This window comes from Actinomyces slackii, assembly GCF_900637295.1.
In the GTDB taxonomy this organism is placed as follows: domain Bacteria; phylum Actinomycetota; class Actinomycetes; order Actinomycetales; family Actinomycetaceae; genus Actinomyces; species Actinomyces slackii.
Window position 1 is genome coordinate 480,088 of the sequence record NZ_LR134363.1, and the last position, 24,510, is coordinate 504,597.

Consider the following 24,510-nt stretch of genomic DNA (forward strand, 5'->3'; position numbering starts at 1 on the left):
GGCCGGGCGATGGCCCCAGGCTACCGGCTGGGAGCGGTCGAGGGCGAGGATGAGGCACGGATCCCGCCGTCTCGCCGGGCGGGCCCGGCCCCTCGGACTGGGCTCATCACAACATGAGCGTGATATCACCTGTGAAAGCAATCTGATTGATGGGGGATGGCCTATAGTTCTCGTCTGTAAGGAGAACCTCCAGAACCCTTCGCTATCGCTTGTCACGTACCTTCTTGACCTCAACCACAGGATTGCCCTCATGCCCACCTCCAGCCTTCCCTCCTTCTCCCAGCTCAGAGCCTTCGTCGCCCTGTGCGACCACCAGCACTTCGGCGAGGCCGCCGCCACTCTCGGGGTCAGCCAGCCCAGCCTCTCCCAGGCCATCACCGCCCTGGAGAAGCGCGTGGGCGGGGAGCTCGTTGAGCGCACCACCCGCCGGGTGCTGGTCACGCCCCTGGGCGAGACCCTTCTGCCCTACGCCCGCGACGCCGTCCTGGCCGCCGAGTCCTTCAACGAGGCGGTCACCAACCAGGGCGCCGCCCTGACCGGCTCCATGCGCCTGGGGATCATCCCGACCTTCGCCCCCTACCTGGCCCCGGTCCTCCTCGACGGCCTGGCCGCCACCCTGCCCCAGATGACGCCCGAGCTGCGCGAGATGGTCACCGGCGACATCCTGGAGCTGCTCAACCAGGGGCGCCTGGACGCCGCCGTCATCTCCATCGACGTCGACCTGCACCGCTCCACGGCCATCCCCATGTTCGACGAGCCCCTGGTCGTCCTGGTCTCCGCCGACCACCCCTGGGCGGGGCGCGAGGACGTGACCACCGAGGAGCTCGACTCCCAGCCCATCCTCCTGCTCGACGAGGGCAACTGCCTGCGCGAGCAGACCCTGGCCCTGTGCCAGCGCTATGGCTCCACCCCGCCGGTTGCCGTGGCCACCACCCTGTCCACCGTCATCCGCATGGTGGCGCATGGCACCGGCATCACGATCATCCCCGAGGGCGCGCTGCGCATGCTGCCCCCGCAGGAGAACTACGCCATCGCGCGCTTCGCCGACCCGGGCCCGGTGCGCCGCATCGGCCTGGTGCACCGCACCTCCTCCTCGCGCGGCGCGGACTTCGCCCAGCTCGCCGAGATCATCACGACCCTGGTCAAGGACGCCGATCTGCCGATGCGGCCCATCGAGGACTGATCGGCCCGGCAGGGGCGGGGCCCTGTGGCCTCATGGCCTCCTGACCCGCACGGCCCCCGCCTGCAGGCGCACCCGCACGCCCCGGCAGGGCGGCAGCAGATCGCCGTCGACCTCCACCAGGGCCGGCGCGCCCAGGCGGACCGTGATCCCGCTCCCCCGGCGCTGGACCACCCGACCGGTGGCGCGCTCGGGATCGGCGTAGGCGGCCGCGTAGGGCGGCAGCACCTGGCGGGCCAGGGAGCTCCACCCCACGATCCCGGCCACGGTGTCGATGGCGGCGATATCGAGCAGGCCGTCGTCGACCCGGGCGCCGGGCAGCAGCGTGATGCCGGCCGGCAGGCGCCCCCCGTTGGCCACCAGGAGGCTGCGGGCCGTCAGCCTCTCAACCCTGACTCGCGGATCCCCTGACCGGCCTCCTCGCACCGGGGCCGGGCGCTCATCGAGGCTGAGCACCAGGTCCATGCGCGGATGCCGCAGGTTCTCCATGGCGGCGACGGCATAGGCCCCCCATCCGATGCGCGCCTTGAGGCCCGGTCGCGTCGAGGCCACCAGGCCCGCGTCGAAGCCGACGCCGGCCACCACCATGCAGGCGTGCTCGCCCCCCAGCGTGGGGCGAGCCCAGCCGCCCGGAGGGGCCAGGCCGGCGAAGCCCTCCTGGGCGTCGTCGGCCTGAGTCGAGACCCAGGCCAGATCGCAGGGGCGGGCCTGCCCCGATGCGGCGATGCGGACGATCCTGGCCGGGTCGGCCAGCGGGATGCCCAGGTTGCGGGCGGCCAGATTGGCGGTTCCCAGGGGGGCCACCCCCATCTCGACGCCGGTGCCCGCCAGACCGGCCGCCACCGAGCGCACGGTGCCGTCGCCGCCCGCGGCCACCACGAGCCGCGCGCCACTGGCCACGGCCAGGCGGGCCTGCCCGGCCCCGGGCTCAGCGGCGGTGGTCTCCAGCCAGTGCGGGGTGTAGCCGGCCTCGCGCAGCGCTGCGGAGAGCTGCCCGCGCATCGTCGCGGTGGCTCGGCGCTTGGAGGGGTTGATGACGATGCAGGCCGTCGGGCGCGCAGACCGCGATCGGCTCCCCGGCGTGCCGGCATCCTGCGCCCCGCTCATCCTCCAAGGCTATCTGCCGGAGCAGCGCTGCGCCCGGGCGCCTCCATGGGGAGGACTGGGCCGGTCACAGGGCCCGGCCCTCCAGGACATCGGCCACCCAGGAGCGCGCCACCACGAAATCCTTGTCGGAGGTGCCGGCCAGCACGGTCACGGGACGGGCGTCCAGGCGAGGGTAGGAGCCCAGGAACCGCACCATCGGGCAGGTGCGGTGCAGGCCGATGAAGGCCGCCTGGACGCGCTCCTCACGCACATGCCCCTCGATGTCCAGGGAGAAGCGGTAGCGGCCCAGGGAGTCGCCCACCGGGCGCGACTCGATGCGCGAGAGGTTGACCCCGCGGGCGCTGAACTGCTCGAGCATGTTGAGCAGGGCGCCGGAGTGGTTATGGGGGAGCTGGACCATGAGGGTGGTCTTGTCGGCGCCGCTGGGTTCCCCCACCCGGCCCGGCCGGGTCACCTTGACGAAACGCGTGACCGCGTCGGGGTTGTCGGCCACTCCCCCGGCGATGACCTCCAAGCCGTAGGTCTGGGCGGCCAGGGCGTTGCACAGCACCGCCTGATAACCGGCCTCCTCGCCGTTGGCCAGCGCCTGGGCGGGGGCGGAGGTGGAGGTGCCGGCCACATAGCGGGCCTCCGGCAGGTTGTGGTGGACCCAGCCGCGGCACTGCGCCCAGGCGTGGGGGTGGGTGGAGATCCCGGTGACGTCCTCCAGTCGGGTGCCGGGGCGGCCGGCCAGGACGAAGGTGATCGGGACGGCCATCTCCGCGGTGATGACCAGCGGGGTGGAGGCCACGAGGTTGTCCAGGGTGGCGTTGACACCGCCCTCCACGGAGTTCTCCATGGGGACCACGGCGGCCTCAGCGGCCCGCGAGCGGACCCGGTCCAGGGCGGTGGGCACGTCCTGGCAGGGGTCGAGCTCGACATTGAGGGGGGCGACCTGCCGCAGCGCCATCTCGGTGAAGGTGCCGGCGGGGCCGAGGAAGGACCAGAGGGGAGCATCCGTCATGGACTCAGCGTAGCCCGTGTCCACCGTGACCACTTCTCAGCCTCGAGGCATCCGGGCGCATTCGTGTTCCCGCAGGTCAGCGGCATGTGCTGCCAGGAGGTGGGGGCGCGCCGGGCGTCAAAGGCGGTCACGGTGGGCGCCTCGCTAGGCTCGGGGCCATGACGACCTTCCGCAAGCACGACGACGGACCGGTCTCCACCCGGCTGGAGGCCCAGGGGCTGCGGTGGCTGGCTGAGGCGATGGAGACGGGCGGCGCGCATGTCGTCCCGGCCACCACGGGACCCGGCTGGCTGGAGGAGCCGCGGCTGCCCACCACCGGGGTCACGGCCCAGGCCGCGGAGAGCTTTGGCCGGGCGCTGGCCCTCACGCATGCCGCGGGAGCCCCCGTCTACGGGGCGGCCCCTCCCGGCTGGAACGGTCGCGACCAGATGGGGCGCTCGAACATCCAGTTGGTCCAGGACTCAGCGCCCCGGCGCTGGGGGGAGTTCTACGCCGAGGACCGCATCGGCTTCTACCTGGGCCCGGCCCGGGACAACGGCTCGATCAGCGCCTCCGGGGCGCGGATCATCGAGCGCCTGTGCTCGGCGCTGGCCGATGGGCGCCTCGATGCCGAGGAGCCGGGGCTCGTGCGCGCCGGGGCGCCCGGGCGAGCCGGAGCCACGGGGCCGTCCGGGCCAGCGGGGCCAGCAGAGCCAGCAGCGCCGGCAGCGCCGGCCGTGGTCTCCCGCACCCACGGGGACCTGTGGTGCGGCAATGTGCTGTGGGTGCCGGTGGAGGCCACGGCCGACTGGGCCCCCGAGCGGGCCGGCTGCGGGCCGGCGGAGTCCGCCGGCTCCAGGGCCGGCGTCGTCGGGGTGCTGATCGACCCCATGGCCCAGGGGGCGCATGCCGAGACTGACCTGGCGGCGCTGGGCGTGTTCGGCCAGCGGCATCTGGAGCGGATCTATGCGGCCTATGACGAGGTCTCGCCGCTGTCCGAGGGCTGGCGCGAGCGCGTGGGCCTGCACTCCCTGCACATCCTCATGATTCACGCCTATCTCTTCGGCGGCGGCTATGGGGCCGAGGCGGTCAGCGTGGCCCGCTCCTACGTGTAGGAGCGGGCGCCCACCGCCCCCTGGTGGCGGCGGGCACCACCCGTAGGCTGATCTCATGAGACCTTCCAAGCGCAGGCTGACCCGTGCGGTCGTCTACGCCATGGTGCTGCTGGTGATCATCGGCATGGCGCTGGCCGGCGCCGGGACGGCACTGGCCCAGCCGCCCCACTCGGCCCAGCCGCATCGCTCGGATCTCTCCCGGGATGCGCCGATCGTCGTCCTGGGAACGGAGAACCTGTCCTGGGAGGACCTGCTCACCCTGGCCGAGGACCGTGACCAGGACCCTAAGGCCGCGCAGGATGCCCGAGAGATCCTGGACTTCGCCCGGGCCAATGAGCCGGTCAACCTGGTGACCCGGACCGTGTCCGCCCGCACCAGCCTGAGCGATGGCTGGGCCACGATAGGGGCCGGGGAGCGCGTGGAGTGGGCCTTCAGCTCAGAGCCCTCCCCCACCGCGCTGGCGCGGGCCCTGGACGGGGGCCTGAAGGCTCGAACCCTCGGCTTGCTCGCCTCACCGGCCCTGTCCACGGGCGCTGGGCAGTCCGAGCCATATGACGGCCAGCCACTGGATCTGCGCGGCGCGGACCTGCTCCTGGTGGACACCGTGCCCCCGGATCGCGTTGGCGACACCATGCGCCTGGCCTCGCTGGCCCAGGCGCTGCGCAGCGCCCAGGCGCTGGGCGCCCGCATCATCCTGGCCTCGGTGGCGGACGACGAGAGCCCCCAGCCCCAGGTGGCGGTGCTGCCCGCGGGCACCACCAGCTCCCATGGCAGCCAGGGCGACCTGCTCGTGGGGGCCTCGACGCATCGACCCGGGCTGATCCAGCTCACCGACCTGGCCCCGACCCTGGTCAAGGCCCTGACCGGCCAGGCCTCCGGGTGGCAGGGCCATGCCCTCGACCTGCCCTCCGGTGAGCAGCAGGCCCAGCCCGCGCGTTCAGCCGACCGCCTGGAGACATTGGCCGACGACGCCCATCACGCCTACGCCTCCGCCTGGACCACGTTCCTCGCCGGCGCCGCGCTGGTGATCGCCGCCGTCGCCCTGGGGGTGCGCGCCGCCGCGACCCTGCGAGCTCCCCGTGTCACCCGGGGGCCGGGCAGTCCCGGCGGCGCTTCGCGGCCTGATCCCAGGTCCGCCAGGATCATCGGCATCGCCGCCTGCGCGGCGGCCAGCCTGCCCGGCGGGGCGCTGCTGGCCAATGCCCTGCCCTGGTGGCGGGCCGGAGAGCAGGACGACCCGTTCGAATGGCGCCTGACGATCGCCGCCGCCGGGGCGCAGCTGCTCATGGCAGGCCTGCTGGCGCTCCTGGCCCTCGGAGCGGCGCAGGCGCTCCGTCAGATGAGCCGGCGACCGGGAGCCCGCCCGGCGCTGACAGCGGTGGCCGGCCCGATCCTGGCGGGGCTGACGGCGCTCCTGTGGCTGGCCGACGCCGCCACGGGCGCGCATCTGGCCTTCAATGGGCCCTTGGGCATGAATGCCGTGGTGGCGGGCCGGTTCTACGGCGTGTCCAACACGGCCTTCTCCCTGATCGCCAGTTGCCTCATCGTGGCCCTGGCCCTGACGTGGCAGGCCCTGGGCAGGGGGCGCCAAGCGCTGGTGGTGGTCGTCTGCGTGAGCGTGGTCGCCCTCATTGCCGACGGCGCCCCCCAGCTGGGCGCGGATGTGGGCGGCGCGGTGACCCTGGTCCCCGCCCTGGCGGTCCTGGTGGCGGGACTGGCCCGGGTGCGCCTGGGGTGGCGGGCCTGGCTGGGGATCGGGGCGGCGACGCTGCTGGCGGTCAGCGCCCTGGCCGCGGTCGACCTGGCGCGGCCCCCTGAGAGCCGCACGCATCTGGGCCGCTTCGCCGAGCAGGTGCTCAGCGGGGAGGCCGGCTCGACGCTGGGCCGCAAGGCCTTCTCCCTGGTCGCCCCCTTCCTGAGCAATGTCCTGGCCCTGGCGGCGCTGTTCATGGTCCTGGTCATGACCGGTGCCGTGGCCTGGTGGCTGAGGAGGGAGGCGGTCGCCTGGCGGCAGCGCCGCAGCCCCTACGCCTGGCTCGCTCGAGCTGATGCCACCGACCCCGCCCAGGCCCGGCTCCCCGCCTGGCTGCGCCCGGCGCTGACCTCCCTGGGCGTGCTCACCGTGGTGGCCGTGCTGAGCAATGACTCGGGCATCACGATGGCGGGCTTCATCCTGGCCGGGGCGCTGCCCCCGCTCACGGCGGTGCTGGCCGCGCGCGCCCGGTGACCAGGGCGCGGCACCGCGAGCGCCGTCGACGCGCCGCCTCAGGAGCGGCGGGCCTCCTGGGCGGCCTCTGTGTGCTGAGGGGTCTGCTGGGCGGACTCAGCCGGCCCGGCGTCGTCGGTCTCCGCGGTGGCCAGCGCCCGGTAGGCGTGGAAGGGGCTCTGCTGCTCGGCAGCGGACTCGTAGAGCGAGGAGGCCACGCGCTGGCGCCGGAAGCGGCGGTAGGCGATGGCCCGGACCACATCCTTGTACTGGGCGGCCCGGTGAAGAGTTCCGGCGCGATCATTGCCGGTGACGCGGTGGGTGATGTCGCAGGGGACCTCGATGACGGCGAAGCCGGCCACGAGCACGTCGATACTCAGACCCACCTCGACGCCCCAGCCCTCCGCCAGGGGGACGGCGGCCTCATAGGCCTCGCGGCTCAGGCATCGCTGGCCGGACAGGGGGGCGACCGGCTCCCAGCCGGTGGCCCTGGCGATGGCGGCGCGGGCGGCGCGAACCACCCGGCCCCGGCCGCCCGCACCGGCCTGGCGGGGCGGGGCGGCGATGGCCATGTCGGCCACGCCGTCGATGACGGGCGGGACGAGCTCGGAGCAGGAGGCGGCCGAGTCGCCCAGGTCGGCGTCGATGAAGAGCAGGAGGCGGGCGGGGCCGTCAACGTAGTCGCGCATGCCCACCACGGAGGCGCCGGTCTCCATGGCGGAGGCCTTGCCGCGGGAGACCGAGTGGCGCACGGTGACAGCGCCGGCGGCGCGGGCGTGATCCTGGGTGCCGTCAGTGGACCCGTCATCGACGACGACGACCAGGTCGACCCGGGGGATGGAGCGGCAAGCGCGCACCGTGGCCGCGATGCGCTGCGCCTCGTCCTTGGCCGGGATGATGACGGCGACGCGCTGATCGGGGCGCTTTGCTGGGCTCACGTCACCAGGGTATCCAGACCGAGCAGTCCGGTCGTCTCGAATCGGCTACGGGCGCACTTGTCACTGATCTGCAACCTTGCATTTATCGGGGATTTCCCAGCGTGACCCCGGGATTCTTTCAGTCGTCGAAGGTGCCTCACGGACCCCAAAATCGCCGATGAGGAGCGATCTCAGGCCCTCGCACGGCATTGGGACCTTCGTCCCCGGGGAAACATACAAAACTTGCAGATTCACTTTTTCTCGGCGTGTCGCATCACCTACGTGCCGCTCGTCACACGCCTGTCGCATGAGCCGTGGCAGTCTGTGGTCAGGGACCCGTCAACGGCGCCGGGTTCCGCCGACCCGCCACTGGACGGACCACCCCGACCTCCCTGAGCGCAGACCCGGTTCCGGACCTGCACAGGCCGGACGGATCCTGCCTGGGCGGGTCGGCACTATCGGCCCGCCCAGGCTCACCGCACGAGGCTCACCGCCCCAGACTCACAAGGAGCGCTCCAGCAGGTCCAGCCCCAGGGAGCCCAGGGCGATGCTCCTGTTGTGGAAGGCCCGCAGCTCCGCGGTCCCCCAGGAGCGGCCCTCGGCAGCGGTGCGAGCCTCAGCGGCCCGTCTGCCGGCCAGCCAGGCGCGCTCCCCCAGGGCGTCGGACAGCGCCCGCGCCGGGGCGCCCAGGTGCCTGGCAGTCTCGGCGCGCACCAGATCACCGGGGATCGTTGCGTGATGCCGCAGCACGGCGCCCACGGTGCTGCGATTCCACGACCGGTCCGCGCCCGGCAGCGCCCTGACCCCTGCGGGCACCGACAGCTGGGAGTGCACCCCCAGGTCGATCAGCACCCGGGCCAGGCGCCAGCGGCGCGCCGCCAGCCAGCCGAAGCGATCCTCCGGGGCGTCCAGCAGCCCCAGCTCCTCGCCCAGGGCCTCGCCGTAGACGGCCCAGCCCTCATTGCAGCCCGGCACTCGGCCCAGGTGGCGCTGCCAATGGCTCAGGCGGGTGTCAGAGGCGTGCCAGCCGGAGTAGGCGTGGTGACCGGGGACCGTGGCGTGCAGAACCGTGGCGCGCTCCGACCAGGGCCACATGATCTCCTCGCCCCGGGTCAGGACGCGGCGCATAGTGCCGGGGCGCCGCGCGCCACCGGCCTCCCCGGGGGCCTCATAGGTGGCGGACTCCCCCGAGGCATCCAGGCGGACCACCGGACGCCCCAGCACATCGGGCGGGTCCAGGACCCTGCCCACAACCGCATCCCAGGCCTGGTCAGCGGCATCCTGCGCCCAGGCCTCGTACTGCCCGGGGACCAGGCCCCGAGAGCGGTCGGAGCGCAGATGCTCATCCAGCGCAGCGGCGTCGGCCCCTGACCCCAGCAGATCGACGGCGATGGCGTCCTGCTCGGCGACGACGTCGGCCAGCTCCTGCTCAGCCCAGGCGTAGGTCTCCACAGGGTCGACCCTGGCGCCCAGGAGTCGGCTCATCCACAGCGCGTGGCGCTCAGCGCCCACACCCTCGCCCCGGGGCGCTCGCTGGGAGAGGTTGGCGCGCAGGTGCTCGGCGAAGTCGGCGGCCGCCCGGCGCGCATCCGCCTCAGCCTCCTGGAGCTCGACGCGCAGCGAGGAGGGCAGATCCTCGGGCAGGCCCCAGCCCCGGCCCTTGGCCAGATCCCGGGCCTGACCGGCGACGACGTCGACCTGGCTGCGCGGTGCGATCACACCCATCTGCGCGGAGGCGGCCAGGGAGGCGGCCAGGCCCTCCAGGGCAGAGGGCAGGGCCTCCAGGCGCAGGCGGTGCACCTCCCACGCCCCTTCCCACTTGGCCTCGGCCTCGGCGACGTCGGCCTCCCCGGCTCCCTGGGGCTTCGGGGTGCGGGAGGGGGTGCGCAACTCGTCGCGAATGCGCTGGAAGGGGGAGGTCAGGGAGTCCAGATGGGCCCCCTCCTCACCGGAGTCGATGAAGTCGATCGAGGTCGACAGGCGCTCCACGAGGTGGTCGCGCAGAATGGCGTCGCTGCGGGTGAGCTCGCCGACCACGGCGTCGGCGCGCGCCCTGAGGGAGCGCTCCACATCCACTCGGGCGCCCAGGGCCTCGGGCGAGAAGTCCGGCAGGATCGCCTGCCCCGGCACCCCGGCAGCGGCTGCGGCGTCGGGGTCGTGGGCGGCCAGGAGCCGGATGTACTCATCGGCCAGGTCGCGCAGGGCCTCACCGGGGCCGCCGGCACCCGGTGCCGAGGACTCGGCCAGCGGTCCGGATCCTGTCGCGGTGGTCACCGGGCCACTGCCTGGCCCGGGCCCGGCCCTCGCCCCGAGGGCGGCGGATTCGCCTCGCCTGCTGCTTCTGCTCATGGTCCTCTCCTCACACGTTCGGGTGTTCGTTGATGCGTCTGATGCTGTCTCGGTGCGCGGCCAGAACGATCGCGGGGTCGGCCGCGGGGTCCGGGTCGTCGATGCGCGGCAGGCCCTGAACGGGGTCGGGGACGAACTCCCGGCCGCGCATGATCACGGCCCGCAGGGTGTGCAGGGCGCCCAGGCCCTCGGTGGGGTCGGAGGCGACCGCGATGATGTCGGCCTCGTAGCCGGGGGCCAGGGCCCCGGTGATGCCGGCCAGGCCGATGGCGGCGGCGGCGCGGGAGGTGGCGGCCAGGATGACCTCGGCGCGCGGCAGTCCCACCTCCTCCAGAGCCTGGAGCCCGGCCACATAGGAGCGGTGAGCGACCTGAGGGATGCCGGTGTCGTGGCCCGCGACGATGCGCACCCCGCGCTCCCACAGCTGCCTGGCGGGCGGGGCGAAGTCAGGATTGCGCTCGATCATGCCGGGGACGTCGGCGGTGATGGTGCAGTCCACGTAGATGCCCGCCTCGGCGATGCGGTCGGCCAAGGCGGGGTCGAACTCGGTGCGCCCGGAGGCGGAGATGAAGGAGGCGTGCGCCAAGTAGTCGATGCCGGCGTCCACGGCCCGCTCAATGCCCTGGGTGCCGTGGGCGTGAGCGGCGCTGAGGTGGCCCAGGCGGTGGGTCTCGGCCACGATGAGCGCCATCTCCTCGGCGGTGAACTGGGCGTTCCAGGGTAGGGAGGCGGCAGTGGTGAAGCCACCGGTGGCCATGAACTTGACGGTGTCCACACCGCGCTTGTGGTGGTCGCGCACGGCGCGCCGGATGTCATCGAGGCCGTCGACCTCGGCGCCGGCATGCCAGGAGTGCCCGCCGGTGGTGGTGATCTGGGGGCCGCTGGCCCGCAGCCGGGGGCCGCGCAGGGAGCCGTCGTCGATGGCGTCGCGCAGGGCGACGTCCACGTAGTGGCGCGCGCCCAGGCTCTGGACGGAGGTGATACCGACGCTGGCCAGCTCGCGGATGGCGCGCACGGCGTTGAGGGTCAGGCGGGCGACCTCGTGGACCCCGTACTCGGGGTACTCGATATCCGTGCCGGAGGTGGCCAGGTGGGCGTGGGTCTCGATGAGACCGGGCATAAGAGTGGCGCCGGGCAGGTCGAGGCGCTCAAGGCGCTCCAGGGCCGCGCCGGCCTGGTCCTGGAGCTCGGGCAGGGGGCCAACGGCCGTGATGCGCGGGCCGTCGAGAAGAACGCCGACTCCATGGACCGGGTCCGCCAGGACCTCCAGGGTGCCGGCCGCGTCCCCACGACGGCCGGTCAGGATCCGCTCGGCGGTGATGATGGCCGGGCCCGCGCCAGTGACACGCTCGGCGCCCCGTCTGGGCGGGGTGACCCAGGTGGAGTCCTCCGAGGGGGCGGGTGGTGTCTGCGAGGGCATCATCGGCCTTTCACGCCCCTGGCGAGGTGTGCGCCTCGCTGAGGACAGTTGCAGTCGGCGGTTGGGTTGAGTTGGGCGTTGTCAGGCGTTCGGATAGTGAGGCCGGTGTGCGGATAAGCCTGCCAGGTCCTCCTGCCGAGGTCTAGGGCCTGACCAGAAGTTCTGGCATGTCTCAGCAGGTGAAAGGCACATTTGGGACCTTGCGCCCAGATGGGGCGGGGCCGGGCGAGGCGGCGCGGGGCCGGGCCGAGCCCCGCGGGGCCTGTGGGTACTGCTGGGCGGCGGGGTGGGGCAGGCCCGGGCGCGCCAGTCAGAGGATGGTCAGTGGGGTCGCCGGAAGAACTGACAGGGGCCGGGGCTGGCCGAGCCGGGGCAGACCGAGCGTTGAGGCCCGGCATCGGCGCACCGGACCGGGCGAGGCGACCTCGGGCGGCGCACCGGACGAAGCGGCCCGGCATCGGGAAGCGCACACCCAGGCCCACCGCCAGGGTCAGGGCCGGACGAGGCAGCCCGGCGGCAGCGCACCGGACGAGGCAGCCCGGCATCGGGAAGCGCGCACCCAGGCCCACCGTCAGACCTCGCAGACGTGACTTTGCGTCACGGACGTGCGTTTGCGTCAATCACCCCTGTGCTAACCCCAGTCGGATGACGCGAACCCTCGTCCAGTACGCAGACCCTCGTCCGCGACGCGAACCGGCGCTCCCGCGCCGCCGCGCAGGGCACCATCCATCCGCGCAGCCTCTCAGCAGCGCCTCGTGGAATGGCATGGCGGGTGTGTCTGCGGGTGGTGCTGCTGGGGTCGTGGCGAGATCCGGGGTTGCACATTCATTCCACATGCCTGCATGGCGGATCGTTGGAATTCCAACGATCTGGGCTCGCTGCTGCCTCGACGAGCAAGGATGAATGTGCATCGGCGACGCTCATGCACATTCATCATGGCGCGGCCCTGGAGGCGCGGGAGACGGATCCGCGGAATCATGCGGATTCCCGGACATGCGCACTGAGGTGACTCATGAATGAATGTGCACGACCAGCCCCCACCTGCTGAGCCGACCTGCCGGGCAGGCGCCCTTGCGGCCCGGAGGCGCTCAGAAGTGGTGCGCACCGGGCCCGAGCCCAGAGTCTGCGGGACCGTGGAGACGCGAGTTCCCGGTGCCGGCGAGCATCTTCATTCAGCCCCGGGGCCTGCAAATCCTTGAGCCAGAAGGAAGGCATCGACTCCCCCACCCACGGACCTGGACTACGCCTTGTCGTCCGCCTCACTGCGGGGCTGTAGGAGCTCCCCCACCCACGGACCTGGCTGAACACCCGGATGATTCTGAGCCCGGACTACGAGGAGCCCCCCACCCACGGACCTGGACCACGCACCTGGGCGTATCCGTCTGGGGCGGGCGCAGGAGATGAGGCACAAGCCCGTTCTCGACGCCCAGGCACGTCGGCGATCAGCGCAGGCGCGAGAGAGCGCCGTCGAGCGACCGCGATTCGGCGGGTGGTCAGTCCTGACCCAGGGTGCGCGGTGGGCGGAAGCCCTCACGGTCATCGGGGATGATGGCACGGACGATGCGGGCGGGGACCCCGGCCACCACGGTGCGGGGCGGGACATGGGCGCCGACGACGGCACCGGCCGCGACAACCGCGCCCTCGCCGATGGTGACGCCGGGCAGGACCGTGACATTGGCTCCGAGCCAGGCGCCGTCCTCGATGGTGATGACGGCCGAGAACTGGGCGCCGGTCAGCCGCAGCTCGGGATCGAGGGGGTGCCCGGCCGTGGCCAGGGTGACGTGGGGGCCGAAGAGGACGCCGTTGCCGATGCGGATCTCTGCGTCGTCGATGAGGGTGGTGCCGGTGTTGAACCAGCAGTGGTCGCCGATGGTCGTATGGGAGCCGTAGGCGCAGTAGATCGGAGTCTCCAGCCAGGAGGAGCCGAAGGAGGCGAAGAGCTCGGCGGCGATGGCGGCGCGCTGCTCGGGGTTTCGGATGGAGGTGGCGTTGTAGCGCTCCACCAGCTCCTTGCCGCGGTTGCGCTCCTCCTCGAGGTCTTCCAGACCGGGGCCGAAGTCTGTGTAGAGCTCACCGGTGTTGAGCCGACGGCGGGTTTCGGCATCGTCGAAGACGTAGGGATTGTCCATGATGTCCACAGTGACTCCTTGGATGGGACGGGCTGGGTGAGACGCTACCACGCGGTCGTTTTCCCAGGTGGGTGCTGGTGGGGCGCGAGACTGGCAGGCGCTGCTATCCCGGACCAGCTCGCGGCCCGGGCAGTCCGGCGCATGCGGGCCTGACCGCGGAAGCCCGGGGCGGGCTTAGCGAGAGCGGCAGGCGGGCCGGCGCATGCGGGCCTGGCTTTCCGGACGATGGCGTCCTGGAGTTCGTGGTCCGTGCAACCCGGCGCACGCAAGCCTGACGTCTCCAGCACCACCACCGCTGACGCCCTCGCCTGGGCGGCTCGACGCACGTGGGCCTGACCGGGCAGCCAGCCACCACAGCGGTGGTGACGCCCGCGCAACCCGGAGCACGTGGGCCTGACTGCAGGAGAATCCTGGCCCGATTGCCCTTCGCGCCGGGCAACTCGGCGCTCGTGAGTCTGACGCGTGCGCCGCCAAGACGAGCGCGAGGTCATCCCGGCAACCCAGGGCGCGCAAGCCCAACCCTCCAGAGCAGGGTCGCGGGCAGTTGGGATGGTTTGGGTCTTGACGTTGGTGGGGGTGGTTTGGGTAGTGTTGGTGTTGGTCTCGAGGGTGAGGCCCGTGCTGGTTCGGATCGCATGGAGGGTGGCCGCTCATGGGTGTGCGGGTTGCTGGGTCGGTTGTTGGTGCGTGTGCTGGTCGCCCTGGCGAGCGTGGTGCTGGTCGGGCTGGCCTGCCGGGTCTGGCGGGTGCTGTGGCCGTGGCTGCCTTGGTGCTGGTGGTGGCGGGGTGCTCGGGTGGGGCCTCGCATGCGGAGATGATGGCCAGTCAGCAGGCGACGTGGGATGCGCAGCGGTCTGCGGCGGCCAGTGCCAGCGCCAGTGCTGCGGCCAGTGCTGCGGCGGTGGTCAGTGCCAGTGCTGCTGCTGAGGGGCTGAGTGTGGAGGAGTGGGGGCTTAAGCAGGAGGCTTTGGCCACTGCGGCGCCGGTGATGCCTGAGCTGGCGACCTACAACACTCCCGAGGGCCGAGGCGCCGCCGCCGAGTACTTCGCCGCGCTTTTCCCCTACGTCTACGCCACCGGCGACCTGACCGAGTGGAAAGCCATGAGCGAAGAAGGCTGCAAATACTGCCAAGCCGTCATCGACCAGGTCGAAACCCTGCATGCCAAGGGCGGCTGGGTCGACCCCTGGGAAATGACGATCACAGATACGACCATCTATGTGCAGAATGAGGGCTATGATTATGCGGCTGTCGAGGTGACTATCGATCAGCCCGCGGGATTGCAGCACAATGGAGACGGTACCACTAAGTCTTACGACGCCAAGCCGGTCACCGTACTGCATCTTTCCATGAGGTGGAATGGCGAGCGCTGGACCGTTGGCGGAGGGAATACCAAATGAATCACCTTAACCGTCGCGCCGTTCGCTATCCCTTCATTCTAGCTCTTACCGCCTGGGCGTTTCTCGGAGTTGCATTCTTGCCAGGGGCGCCTATCTTCCCGCGGGCATCGGCCGAGGAATCAAACGACATGATGTCCGTCGATGGAAGCGGCGACGAGATCACCATTACTGGTGAGGAGTCGGTGGTGTATGAGGAGCCTGCTGCTTCGGCTCCGTCGGCTGAGTCGGGTTCTGGGCCTTCGGATGGGGGTGGGGCTGTGGTGGTGGAGACTCAGCAGTCCTCCTGTGATGACAGGGGCGCGGGTGCTGATGCGTGCAGGCTCGGTGAGCTACTGGCCCGTGCCACCGGCCCGGCCCCTGCCCCGGCTCAGGCTGCCCCGGGTGGGGGTGGGCGCGTGGTGGTGAGTGTTCATGATCTGGCGGCCCTGTCCCTGAGCGGGTCGGGCATCACCCGTCAGCCCCCGGGCCCCCAGGTGCTGTCGACCAAGCCCTTCATCGTCTACACCAGTTCCGCGACCCGCACCTACACCGCCCAGATCCTGGGTCGGGCGGTGACCATCGAGACCACGCCGATCTCCTACCTGTGGGACTTCGGCGACGGGGTGTACTTGTCGACCACTGATCCGGGGGCGGCCTGGCCCGATCACACCGTGTGGCATGACTACACCACCACGCATACCCAGATCCACACCACGCTGACCACGACCTGGAGGGCCCGCTACCAGCCCGCCGGTGCCAGCGCCTGGCGCCCCATCCCCGGGACCCTGACCACCACCGAGACCACCACCGCCTACGACGTGGTGCGCACCATCACCTACCTCACCGACGACGCCGAAGAACAACGAGAGCATTGAGCCCAGTGCCGCGCTTGCTCCCGCCTGCCCCATATCGAGTCCCAGGCGCGCGAGCGGATCGTGCCCATCTGCGTTCACCCGATGCGGAGACACGCCCACCCCAGACCTACCGAGACCCCGGGCGCCGCTGCACCGAGTCCTCGATCGCCGCCAGGATCAACTCGACAGCCTCCGCTGGGTCCGTGTGCTCCCAGATGCGCAGGACCCGCCAGCTCTCCTCCTGGAGCATGGCCGTGGTCTCCCGGTCGCGCTCGGCATTCCTGCGAAGCTTGGGCAGCCAGCACTCCACTATGAGCCTTCACGGGACGTCTTGCTCGCGCCCACCACAACGAGGCCATAGACCAGCATGAGATCGAGACAATCAACACCAGCCCGCCGTCTACCATCTCATCCGCGACCTTTGCAGAGCAGCCGCGCAGGCAGGCAATCCTCACATCCTCCGTCTCTGTGCGGGAATCGGTTACCGAAGCGCACCCGACGCGTCAGCTGCTGGCGCGATCCTTCGGCGCTCCGGTCAGACCTGGCATGGGCGCCAGACATCAGACTCTGCGCCGTAGTCGGGTTCGGGTGCGTCCCTTAGTGTGGTGCAGATCAGGATCATCCTTCAACCATGCCTCAACCATTGGCTTATGCACCTGGTTCTGATTGGTGTCGCAGACTATCCATACACTCTTGCCGCAGTCCTCAGTCCTACTCCGGCGCCGCACTTCTTCAACCAAGTTCCGCAGCGAGGACTTACCCTTTCCGCCCCAGAACACCGGCACAATCACATCGTCATATCTGTGCTCAATAAGGCCTTGAAGATAAGCTCTCTCGGAGGCCCCCTCCACACAGAACACTACTCGGGACTTAAGTGGCCTGAATCCCTGTCTCCCAACTCCTCGATTCTGACGTGGTCTCGTCTTGCGCCTCCGGCTCATCGTCAGGCCTCACAGTCGCGGTACGCCGCCAAGGCGCCCGGAGGCGTAGAAACCCAGGAGGTCAGCGTCCTTGCGCACTCCCTCCCGCGTGAACTCCGAGACACGGCTCAGCCGAGTCCGCCCGGCCTTCTTGTCCGCCAGCCAAAGCTCATCTCGGCGCAGCAGTCCCGCCCGCATGATCTGGATCTCATGAGTGGTGAATACCAGTTGCCTGCGATCCTCCTTGCCAAGCCCATCCAGGAACGATCGAATCAACTCCTGCGTCAGCAGAGGATGCATGGAGTTCTCCAGCTCATCGACCACGAACACTCCTCGAGACGAGCCCTCAACGAGTTGGAACAGCATGGGCAACAGATGCATGAAGCGCGCCGTGCCATCCGATTCCTCCTCCAATGGCAGGCTGAAGGCTTCGGTTGGTGTGCCATCCGGGCCCAGCTCGCCCTGATGCACCATCACCAGTCGCTGCGCCCGCAGAGCGCCATCCTCGGTCAAGGACACCAGCCCGTACTGCCCCAACTGCCCGGTCAGGACGAACGTGCCCCCCTCCGCGGCCAGACGCTCCTTGATGCCGTCCACAGCCCCAGGAGGCAGCACAGAGGATGCTGAGACCTCCTCAAGCTCGATCCGCACGATGCCGGTATCGGCCGTCGTCAAGCCATGATTCATTGCATCGGCGAAGAGCTCGTCCTCAGCGATCCTGGCAGGCAGCATGACATACTCGGAGCGCGGATCGATGATCCGCAGCTGCTCGGAGAACCAGTCCCATGCTCGAGCCACCGTCCCGGGAGCGCTGTCAACCGCCCCCAGTTCACCAAGGAACGTCCGGTTGGGGGCGATCACCGACTTCAATGCCTCCGCGGCTCGATTCCCCGCACAATCACCGAAGAGCTCCACGTCTCGTGCCCACGCTCGAAGAGCACCTCCTCATCCCTGCCCCGCACCCGGACGAGCGTCTCCGAAAGGATCTGCCGCCGATCCGCGGTAATCTCGTAGTAGAACACCCAGTCGCGTCGCCGCCCGGGGGTGTCACCAGGAGCGGCAACCACGAACTCCACCCCGAAGGTCGTGGGCTCGTCCACCCCGTGAAGCATGTGCGGCACCACGGGAAGGACATCCTTGGGCGCGCGCTCCAACCACGATCTCCTGCAGGACTTTGAGGCCTGCCACGAGCACTGATTTCCCTGCCGCGTTCGCACCGTACACAGCAGCCACCGGAAGCACTCTCGAGCGTCCCACCTGGGCAAGGCGGTCCCCGTGCCGACGCTCATTGGTCGCCACCAAGGAGAGTTCAACCTGCTCGTAGACCGACTTCCAGTTGGACACTGACAAGTAGCGAAGCATGAGAAACCTCCTCACCCGCGGGCTGGATCGCATCTGTCGCAATTTTTTTGCGACAAGAGCACATCTGACCTTCCGTTCGGGCAATCCCGCTGACCCGGACATAGTCAGCTGACGCCCCGCGCCTCACCCCTCCAGGTCCCGCCGCTCCACTGCCGCCAGCGCCACCACCATGAGCAACGCTGCGACTACCAGGCACGCACCCGGCCCCGCCCAGTCCTCCACGGGCCCGACCACCTGCTCCCAGAGCGTCCCCGCAGCCCCGGCAGCATCCGCCCCCGCGGCATCCGTGCCCGCGCTGGGCAGCGGCAGCATGGGCGCATGCGCGAAGGGCGAGAGATTGAGCAGCCACTGCGGGGCCATCACCGCCGGCCCCATCACCTGAAGCGTCACAGCCGCCGTGAACGCGCCCCACCCCACGGGCCGGGCCAGCCTGGGCCTGGCCGCATGCACGGCCAGCACCAGCGCCCCAGCAGCCAGGGCCACCGGCACCTGGGCCACCAGCCCCGCCAGCACCCCCAGGGCCAGCACCTCGGGCTGACGCACCGCCGGCGAATCAGCCGCGATCAGTGCCGGCACCGCCGCGCCCACCAGCCCCACTCCGGCCCCGATCATGATGCCCACGGCGCCGCGCAGGACCACCAGCGCCCGGCCCGCCATCCATCGCCGTCGGGACACCGGCCCCGACAGCACGGTGGCCGCCGCGCCGCGCTCCTCCTCGCCCACGGCCCCTGCGGCCAGGGCGATCGCACCGGCGGCCGCCACCATTCCGCCGTACCCGACGATCAGCGCCAGGTAGGACGCCACCCCCAGTTCCTCGCCGAAGAAGGCCTGCGCCGCCGGGTTGTCCTGCAGCATCTCCTGGAAGGAGCTCTCGATCGTGGGAGCGAAGGCGCCATAGACCCCGCCGAAGGCCAGGCCCCCGACCAGCCACCACCGCCGGGCAGCCGCGCTGGTGCGCGCCGCCAGGGCGCCAACCCCTGCGGGTCCGCGGCCCCGGTCCCTCCCAGCGCCGCCGGCCACCAGCCCCTCTCCCAGCTCGCGCCGGGCGTGCAGCGCCAGGCCGACGACCGCCAGGACCGCCCCGGCGCCGGCCAGCAGCGCCAGCGGCTCCCAGCGCAGCTCCACATACGCCCGGCTCTGCTGCAGCAGGCCGATCGGGCTGAGCCAGGACAGCCAGGACGCATCACCGGCGTCCCCCATTCCTCGCAGTAGGAACCAGGTCAGCACCACCAGCAGGCCCGTCCCGCGGGCCGCCCGGGCCGACGGCGCCACCGCCCCCAGCACCAGGCCGACCCCGCCTCCGATAAGCGCCACCAGCGCCAGGCCGAGTCCCACGGCGAGCGATCCGGCCACCTCCAGGCCTCCGGCCACGGCTCCCACAACCGTCAGCGCCCCCATGACCAGGGCGCAGGCGGTGACGCAGGCCAGTGCGGCACGCGCCCCGGCCATGCGGGCGACCGGCGCCGCCCGCAGCAGCTCGCCGGGGCCGGACTCCTCATCGCCGCGGGTGCGCGCCACCGCCATGAGCACGCCCATCATGGCGGCCACGATCCCCAGCCAGGACAGGGTCTGGGCCGCGTACAGCGCCCCGGGGGAGGGATCGGCGGCATCCAGCCCGAAGCCGGGCCCGGTGAAGACCACGGCGGCGGGCGTGCCAAGGCCCTGCACCATGGACTGCCTCTCCGCGGCCGTGGAGAACATGACGGCGAGCATGGCCGAGGAGTAGAGGGCCAGCGCCCCACCTCCCAGGGCCCACCCCAGGATGCCGCGGCGCTCGCGACGGAGAACCAGTGCGGTCAGCGGGCTCATGACTCATCCCCCTCGTAGTGGCGCAGGAAGAGCTCGTCGAGGCTGGGCGGACTGGCCGTCAGGCTGCGCACGCCCAGGGCCGTCAGGGCGCTCATCGCCGTCGGGGTGCGCTCGGCCTCCACCGTGAAGGCCACCTCCCAGGCCCGCTCGGCCTCGGTCGCGCTCAGCTCGTGTATCCCCTCTTGCTCACGCAGCGATTCGGGATCGGATTCGACGACGGCGCGCACGCGGGTGCGCAGCATTCCGCGGATCTGCTCCAGGGATCCCTGCTCCACGGTGCGCCCGGCCCGCACGATGGTCACGGTGCTGCACAGCCTCTCGACCTCCGAGAGGATGTGGCTGGAGAGCAGGACGGCCGTCCCCCTGGCGGCGGCCTCGGCCACGCACTGGGTGAACACCTCCTCCATGAGCGGGTCGAGTCCGGAGGTGGGCTCGTCCAGGACGAGCAGCTCGACGGGCTCGCTCAGCGCGGCGATGAGGGCGACCTTCTGCCGGTTGCCCTTGGAGTAGGCCCTGACCCTCTTGGAGGGGTCGAGGTCGAAGCGCTCGATGAGCTCGGCCCGGCGCGCGGCCACCTCCTGGGCCTCGGAGGCGGGCCGACGGCGCAGCGAGGCCAGTGCCTCCAGCGTCTGCGCACCGGTCAGCCCCGGCCACAGCGCCACATCCCCGGGGACGTAGGCCAGTCGCTCGCGCAGGCCGACCCCCTGCCAGGGGTCGGAGCCGAAGAGCCGGGCGGTCCCGCCGTCGGCCCGCAGCATGCCCAGCAGGATGCGCAGCGTGGTGGTCTTGCCCGCCCCGTTGGGGCCCAGGAATCCGGCGACCTCACCGGCGGCAACGCTCATATCCAGGCCGTCCAGTGCGCGGGCGGCACGGCGCCCGCGCCCGAAGGTCTTGGTCAGGCCCGTGATGTCGATGATGGGGTGGCAGTCGGCTGTCATGAGTCCTCCTTGCGCGGAGCGCTGTTGCTCGCCGCCTGGAGATAGGCGGCGAAGGCCTGGGTGTCGGTGAACAGGGGCTGGGTGTAGAGCTCTGCGGTGACGGGCCCGTAGCGCTCCATGAATTCGTGGGTGACGGCCTCGATATCGGTGGGGTCGCTGGCCTCGTAGCGGGCGAAGAGCAGGAGTGCGCCGAATCCGGAGTACATGAGGTAGCGGGAGCGCGCCTCCTCATCGGTGGTGGCGCTGATGTAGCCGTCATCAACCGCCTGCGCCATGTACTCCACGGCGTCGGCGACGAAGGAGTCCAGCAACTGCTTGGCCAGGGGCCCGCCGTCGCTCAGGGCGCGCATCGCATAGGCCGTGGCGGGCACGTACTGCTCAGTGCGGGCCATCTGGCTCAACAGGTCGACCGGCCCGCCCAGGGCCGAGGAGTTGGTCTTGACCTCGACGGTCAGTCGCAGGACCTCGGCGTCGCAGGCCTGGCGCAGCCCCTCCTTGGAGCCGAAGTGATGGGTGATCAGCCCGGCGGTCACCCCCGCATCGGCGGCGATGGCCCGCAGCCCCGCCCCGAACCCCTCCTTGGCGAAGCGGAGCATGGCGGCATTGAGAATCCTGGAGGCCGCGGTGAGTCCCAACGGCGGTACTGTACGCATGACCAGTATGCTATACGAACGTTCAATGTGGCGCAACTGGCCCCCTCAGCTGCATCGTCCACACCTGCACCCACTCCCGAAGGAAGCCGGCGGCGGGCGGCCCCGACGGCGCGCCTTTACGTCACAGGCGCCGATTCGCGTCATCCCACCGCCCCTGACGCAGGGGCGCCTGACGCAAGCCCACATTCCCGGCGCATCGCGCAGCGGCGCACCCAACACCCCCCGCCCAACAGCCGGATCAGTGCCGAACAAACCATGAGAATGGTCTGATAAATTCACCAAAAACCTATCGTTCCACGCTCTTTCATCCGTATGATCGTTCGTGTTCACCACCGGCTCTTGTTCCCTTCCTCATTCAATGGCTGAAGGAGCTTGGAATGACACCCGCTACCCGAACACGCACACTCATCGCCGGCATCGCAGCGGTCCTCCTGGCGCTCATCGGCGCCGCCCCCGCCGCAGCCGAGACACCCCCAGCCGAGACACCCGCCGCCGAGGCGACTGACGCACCCACGGTCACCGTCGATACCACCGTCATCGCCGTGGGAGGCACCATCACGTTCAGCGACCAGTGGGGCACCTGCAGCGGTACCGACAAGGTCATCATCGCCCTCGACGGAACCACCGTGGCCACCGCCCAGGGCGGAGAGTCATGGATGGAGAGCGTCAAGGCCCCTACGACTCCGGGCACCTACACCTACGACGTCTCCTGCACCTCAACTAGCAAGACGATCACCTACGCCCCCATGTCGATCCGGGTCCTGCCGCCCCCGCCCGAGAACATCGGCGCCTCCATCGGGGAGATCACCCGAGACGGGTGCACGGTCTCAGTGCCGGTGACCACCACCGGCGCCTACACCTTCGAGCTCCGGACCTGGGATGACAAGAGTGAGCTGCAGAGCACCATCTGGGACACCCAGGCCGATGGCACCACCGTCATCACCTGGACCATCACGGGCGCGCCCAGCACCAGTTTCGGAAACGACGACATCTACTTCGAGGTCCTGGTCAACGGCAGCGTCAATCTCGACGGCCGTGACACGCGCGCCGACGCCACGTTCACCTACCCCCAGGAGGTCGCCGACGCCTGCTCGGCCAAGGTACCCGTCCACGCCTCCATCGAGGGCGGTGCCACCTCTCTCAAGGCCGGCCAGGACCTGACCATCTCGGGAACGGGCCTCTTGAGTGGAGAGGCCGTGGACATCACCCTGGATGACTCGGCAACCCGCATCGGCGGGCAGGAAGACATGGGGGCAAATACATTTATTGAGACCGACGACCCCTTCACACTGAGCGCCACCCTGCCCGCGGACATCTCGCCCGGGCGCCACGCCCTGGTCATCACAGGAAAGACGTCGCATCGCACGACGCGGATCCTCTTCACCGTCGGCTGACGACGATCGGCTGACGAGCGCCTGCCCAGCCGCCCAACCGCCCAGCTGCCCTGCCAGGGCGTCCGACATACGAGGCCCCCTTGGCAGGGCGGCTGGGGGCTGTCAGGATAAATCGGGTCATGTCCGTCAGTTTCAAGGAGACCACACCTATGGCCCTCTACCTCTTCGAGATCGTCCCCTCCACCCACGAGCGCTCGGCCGCCCAGGCCATCATCACCGCCGTCGTCGAGGCCGCTGCCTCCGCCTCCGCCGCGGTCCTGGAGTCGCAGGTCACCACGGGCAACGGGCGGGTCTTCACCGTCGTCGAGCACGACGGCGATCCCGCCGCCCTGGAGACCGCTGTCCGCCAGGGCCTGGAGTCCGCCGGCGCCGCCGAGATCACCGGCCCCGACGAGGTGCGCCTCGTGGGCGCCGAGATCGAGGACATCCGCGGTCTGAGCGCCTCGGCCGACTACCTGGTGGAGTGGGATATTCCCGCCGAGATCGATATGGAGACCTACCTGACCCGCAAGAAGGCGAACTCTCCCAAGTACGCCCAGGTCCCCGAGGTCAGTTTCCTGCGCACCTACGTGCGCGAGGACACCGTCAAGTGCCTGTGCTTCTACGACGCCCCCGACGAGGAGACCGTGGTGCGCGCCCGCGAGGTGGTCTCCACCCCGATCGACCGCCTGCACAAGCTGGCCGACTGAGAATCGGCTGGCCCTGGGCCGCCGGCGCGTTCGCCACGGGTCGCTCGGCCACCTGGCCACCTGGCCGAGCGACCTGACGCACTGAGTGGTTGAACTGGCTGGGTTAGCCGATCTGGCCGCGTCGACGCGGCACCGGGCCACCGCACCCACCCGACTGGGCCCACCCGCGCGCATGCGCTGGTGGGCCCAGTGCCGTTCCGGGGCTCAACACCCTGCGCCAGGGTCCTCAGCGCGCCCGTCCGGTGCGGTGCGCCACGGCGGCCAGCAGTCCCCAGGCGAGTCCTCCCAGCAGGCCGGCAGCCACCAGAACCGGCGCCACGTCGCTGCCGCTCAGGCCCCCGGCATCGCTGAGGGCCGAGGACCCCAGGGACAGGCAGCGCGACACCAGGCCCTGGGGGATGGCGTAGACCAGTGGGGATCCCGCGGCCAGCATCCCGAAACCCGCCACGCAGCCGCCGAAGCACAGCGCCACCGGGGCGGCGAAGGATCGCATGAGCATGCTCAGCAGGGACTGGAGCGCAACCAGCGGCATCGCCGCGAGCATCGCCAGCGCCACGGAGACCGGGAGGCTCGCGGGCAGGATCGGCCCCAGGCCCAGAGCCATGCCCGCCACCCAGGTCATCGCCACCAGGGCGGCCTGCATGGCCGCCGTCGGCACCAGGATGATGAGGGTCTTGGCCAGGACCACGGCCGCCGGGCTGTGCGGCGTCGCGCGCATGGCATTCCAGCTCGAGCCGCGATGCTCCACCCGCCACACGGTCGAGGCCAGGAGGGAGACCCCCATGGAGAAGAAGATCATCGAGTAGAACAGGGTCACCTGGGAGGACATCGACACCCATCCCGCTGACAGCACGCCCTGGTTGGCCGCGTAGTTGACGGTGCCGGTCACCACGGCCATAAGCGGCAGGAGGAGGACCACCACCCACACGGCCGAGCGCCGGAGCTTGACGGCCTCCGCGCCCAGCAGCAGGAGGAAGTCTGCGCGGTGCCCGGCCGGACGGTCCGGCGCCGCCGGGGGGCCGGCGGTGCCCGGCCCAGCGGTGCTCACAGCGGAGGCGCGCGCGGGCATTGGCGCGACGGGAGCGGTAAAGGTCGCAGGAGCAGTCAT

At 70.7% G+C, this 24,510-nt stretch carries 20 protein-coding genes; 7 read left to right on the forward strand and 13 right to left on the reverse strand.

The annotated features are described in order from the left end of the window. The first annotated feature begins 250 nt into the window (after positions 1 to 250). Complete coding sequence (locus EL266_RS01945; RefSeq protein ID WP_026428175.1) at positions 251 to 1,183, forward strand: hydrogen peroxide-inducible genes activator; 933 nt, start codon at positions 251 to 253, stop codon at positions 1,181 to 1,183. 30 nt (positions 1,184 to 1,213) lie between these two features. Here the strand turns inward: EL266_RS01945 and EL266_RS01950 are convergent, their stop codons facing one another. Further along, positions 1,214 to 2,287 carry a diacylglycerol/lipid kinase family protein gene (locus tag EL266_RS01950; RefSeq protein WP_026428176.1) on the reverse strand — a complete coding sequence of 358 codons (1,074 nt, stop codon included), beginning with the start codon at positions 2,285 to 2,287 and terminating at the stop codon, positions 1,214 to 1,216. A 64-nt stretch (positions 2,288 to 2,351) separates the two neighbouring features. Continuing rightward, positions 2,352 to 3,290 (reverse strand): prephenate dehydratase, encoded by a 939-nt coding sequence (gene pheA, locus EL266_RS01955; protein WP_026428177.1) that lies wholly within the window; start codon positions 3,288 to 3,290, stop codon positions 2,352 to 2,354. Positions 3,291 to 3,448: 158 nt separating this feature from the next. On the opposite strand from pheA, the gene EL266_RS01960 reads away from it, so the two are divergent. Together EL266_RS01960 and EL266_RS01965 are read left to right on the forward strand one after the other, a co-directional pair. Beyond that, on the forward strand, positions 3,449 to 4,384 hold the full coding sequence (locus EL266_RS01960) for a fructosamine kinase family protein (protein ID WP_026428178.1): 936 nt from the start codon (positions 3,449 to 3,451) through the stop codon (positions 4,382 to 4,384). A 55-nt stretch (positions 4,385 to 4,439) separates the two neighbouring features. Next, positions 4,440 to 6,611: a hypothetical protein gene (locus EL266_RS01965; protein WP_051281496.1), complete on the forward strand. Its 2,172-nt coding sequence runs from the start codon at positions 4,440 to 4,442 to the stop codon at positions 6,609 to 6,611. 38 nt (positions 6,612 to 6,649) lie between these two features. Here EL266_RS01965 and EL266_RS01970 read toward each other — a convergent pair whose 3' ends face one another. The 4 genes from EL266_RS01970 to EL266_RS01985 form a co-directional block, all read right to left on the reverse strand. After that, the gene (locus EL266_RS01970; protein WP_026428179.1) at positions 6,650 to 7,528 is read right to left on the reverse strand and encodes a glycosyltransferase family 2 protein; all 879 of its coding nucleotides are present in this window, start codon (positions 7,526 to 7,528) and stop codon (positions 6,650 to 6,652) included. Positions 7,529 to 8,008: 480 nt separating this feature from the next. Next, positions 8,009 to 9,856 (reverse strand): DUF885 family protein, encoded by a 1,848-nt coding sequence (locus EL266_RS01975; protein WP_084501212.1) that lies wholly within the window; start codon positions 9,854 to 9,856, stop codon positions 8,009 to 8,011. Between the two features lie 10 nt (positions 9,857 to 9,866). Continuing rightward, positions 9,867 to 11,279: an amidohydrolase family protein gene (locus EL266_RS01980; protein ID WP_051281498.1), complete on the reverse strand. Its 1,413-nt coding sequence runs from the start codon at positions 11,277 to 11,279 to the stop codon at positions 9,867 to 9,869. Between the two features lie 1,490 nt (positions 11,280 to 12,769). Next, positions 12,770 to 13,405 carry a sugar O-acetyltransferase gene (locus EL266_RS01985; RefSeq protein WP_026428180.1) on the reverse strand — a complete coding sequence of 212 codons (636 nt, stop codon included), beginning with the start codon at positions 13,403 to 13,405 and terminating at the stop codon, positions 12,770 to 12,772. Positions 13,406 to 14,219: 814 nt separating this feature from the next. Here EL266_RS01985 and EL266_RS01990 point away from each other — a divergent pair. Then, positions 14,220 to 14,804 carry a DUF6318 family protein gene (locus tag EL266_RS01990; protein ID WP_126412065.1) on the forward strand — a complete coding sequence of 195 codons (585 nt, stop codon included), beginning with the start codon at positions 14,220 to 14,222 and terminating at the stop codon, positions 14,802 to 14,804. A 401-nt stretch (positions 14,805 to 15,205) separates the two neighbouring features. Next, entirely contained in the window at positions 15,206 to 15,658 is a 453-nt protein-coding gene (locus EL266_RS01995) for a zinc transporter (protein WP_126412067.1), read from the forward strand. A gap of 106 nt (positions 15,659 to 15,764) precedes the next feature. On the opposite strand, the gene EL266_RS02000 is transcribed toward EL266_RS01995, so the two are convergent. The 6 genes from EL266_RS02000 to EL266_RS02025 all read right to left on the reverse strand — a co-directional run bounded on the left by EL266_RS02000 (position 15,765) and on the right by EL266_RS02025 (position 21,319). After that, a complete protein-coding gene (locus EL266_RS02000) occupies positions 15,765 to 15,947 on the reverse strand; it encodes a PDDEXK family nuclease (protein ID WP_197719260.1) in 183 nt (60 codons plus the stop codon). Positions 15,948 to 16,587: 640 nt separating this feature from the next. Continuing rightward, positions 16,588 to 17,418, reverse strand: a complete 831-nt coding sequence (locus tag EL266_RS02005; protein WP_051281286.1) for an AAA family ATPase — start codon at positions 17,416 to 17,418, stop codon at positions 16,588 to 16,590. A gap of 5 nt (positions 17,419 to 17,423) precedes the next feature. Then, positions 17,424 to 17,711 (reverse strand): hypothetical protein, encoded by a 288-nt coding sequence (locus tag EL266_RS02010; protein WP_034515049.1) that lies wholly within the window; start codon positions 17,709 to 17,711, stop codon positions 17,424 to 17,426. A 331-nt stretch (positions 17,712 to 18,042) separates the two neighbouring features. After that, entirely contained in the window at positions 18,043 to 19,728 is a 1,686-nt protein-coding gene (locus EL266_RS02015; protein WP_026427274.1) for a hypothetical protein, read from the reverse strand. After that, positions 19,725 to 20,666, reverse strand: coding sequence for an ABC transporter ATP-binding protein (locus EL266_RS02020; protein ID WP_026427275.1), 942 nt, complete (start codon positions 20,664 to 20,666; stop codon positions 19,725 to 19,727). Before EL266_RS02020 ends, EL266_RS02015 begins: the two co-directional genes overlap by 4 nt. After that, a complete protein-coding gene (locus EL266_RS02025; protein WP_126412069.1) occupies positions 20,663 to 21,319 on the reverse strand; it encodes a TetR/AcrR family transcriptional regulator in 657 nt (218 codons plus the stop codon). The genes EL266_RS02020 and EL266_RS02025 overlap by 4 nt, the downstream gene beginning before the upstream one ends. 377 nt (positions 21,320 to 21,696) lie before the next feature. Here EL266_RS02025 and EL266_RS02030 point away from each other — a divergent pair, with 377 nt between their 5' ends. After that, the gene (locus tag EL266_RS02030; RefSeq protein WP_026427276.1) at positions 21,697 to 22,713 is read left to right on the forward strand and encodes a hypothetical protein; all 1,017 of its coding nucleotides are present in this window, start codon (positions 21,697 to 21,699) and stop codon (positions 22,711 to 22,713) included. A 119-nt stretch (positions 22,714 to 22,832) separates the two neighbouring features. After that, the gene (locus tag EL266_RS02035) at positions 22,833 to 23,402 is read left to right on the forward strand and encodes a DUF4242 domain-containing protein (RefSeq protein ID WP_232012085.1); all 570 of its coding nucleotides are present in this window, start codon (positions 22,833 to 22,835) and stop codon (positions 23,400 to 23,402) included. A gap of 226 nt (positions 23,403 to 23,628) precedes the next feature. Here the strand turns inward: EL266_RS02035 and EL266_RS02040 are convergent, their stop codons facing one another. After that, on the reverse strand, positions 23,629 to 24,510 hold the full coding sequence (locus EL266_RS02040) for an ABC transporter permease (protein ID WP_026427278.1): 882 nt from the start codon (positions 24,508 to 24,510) through the stop codon (positions 23,629 to 23,631).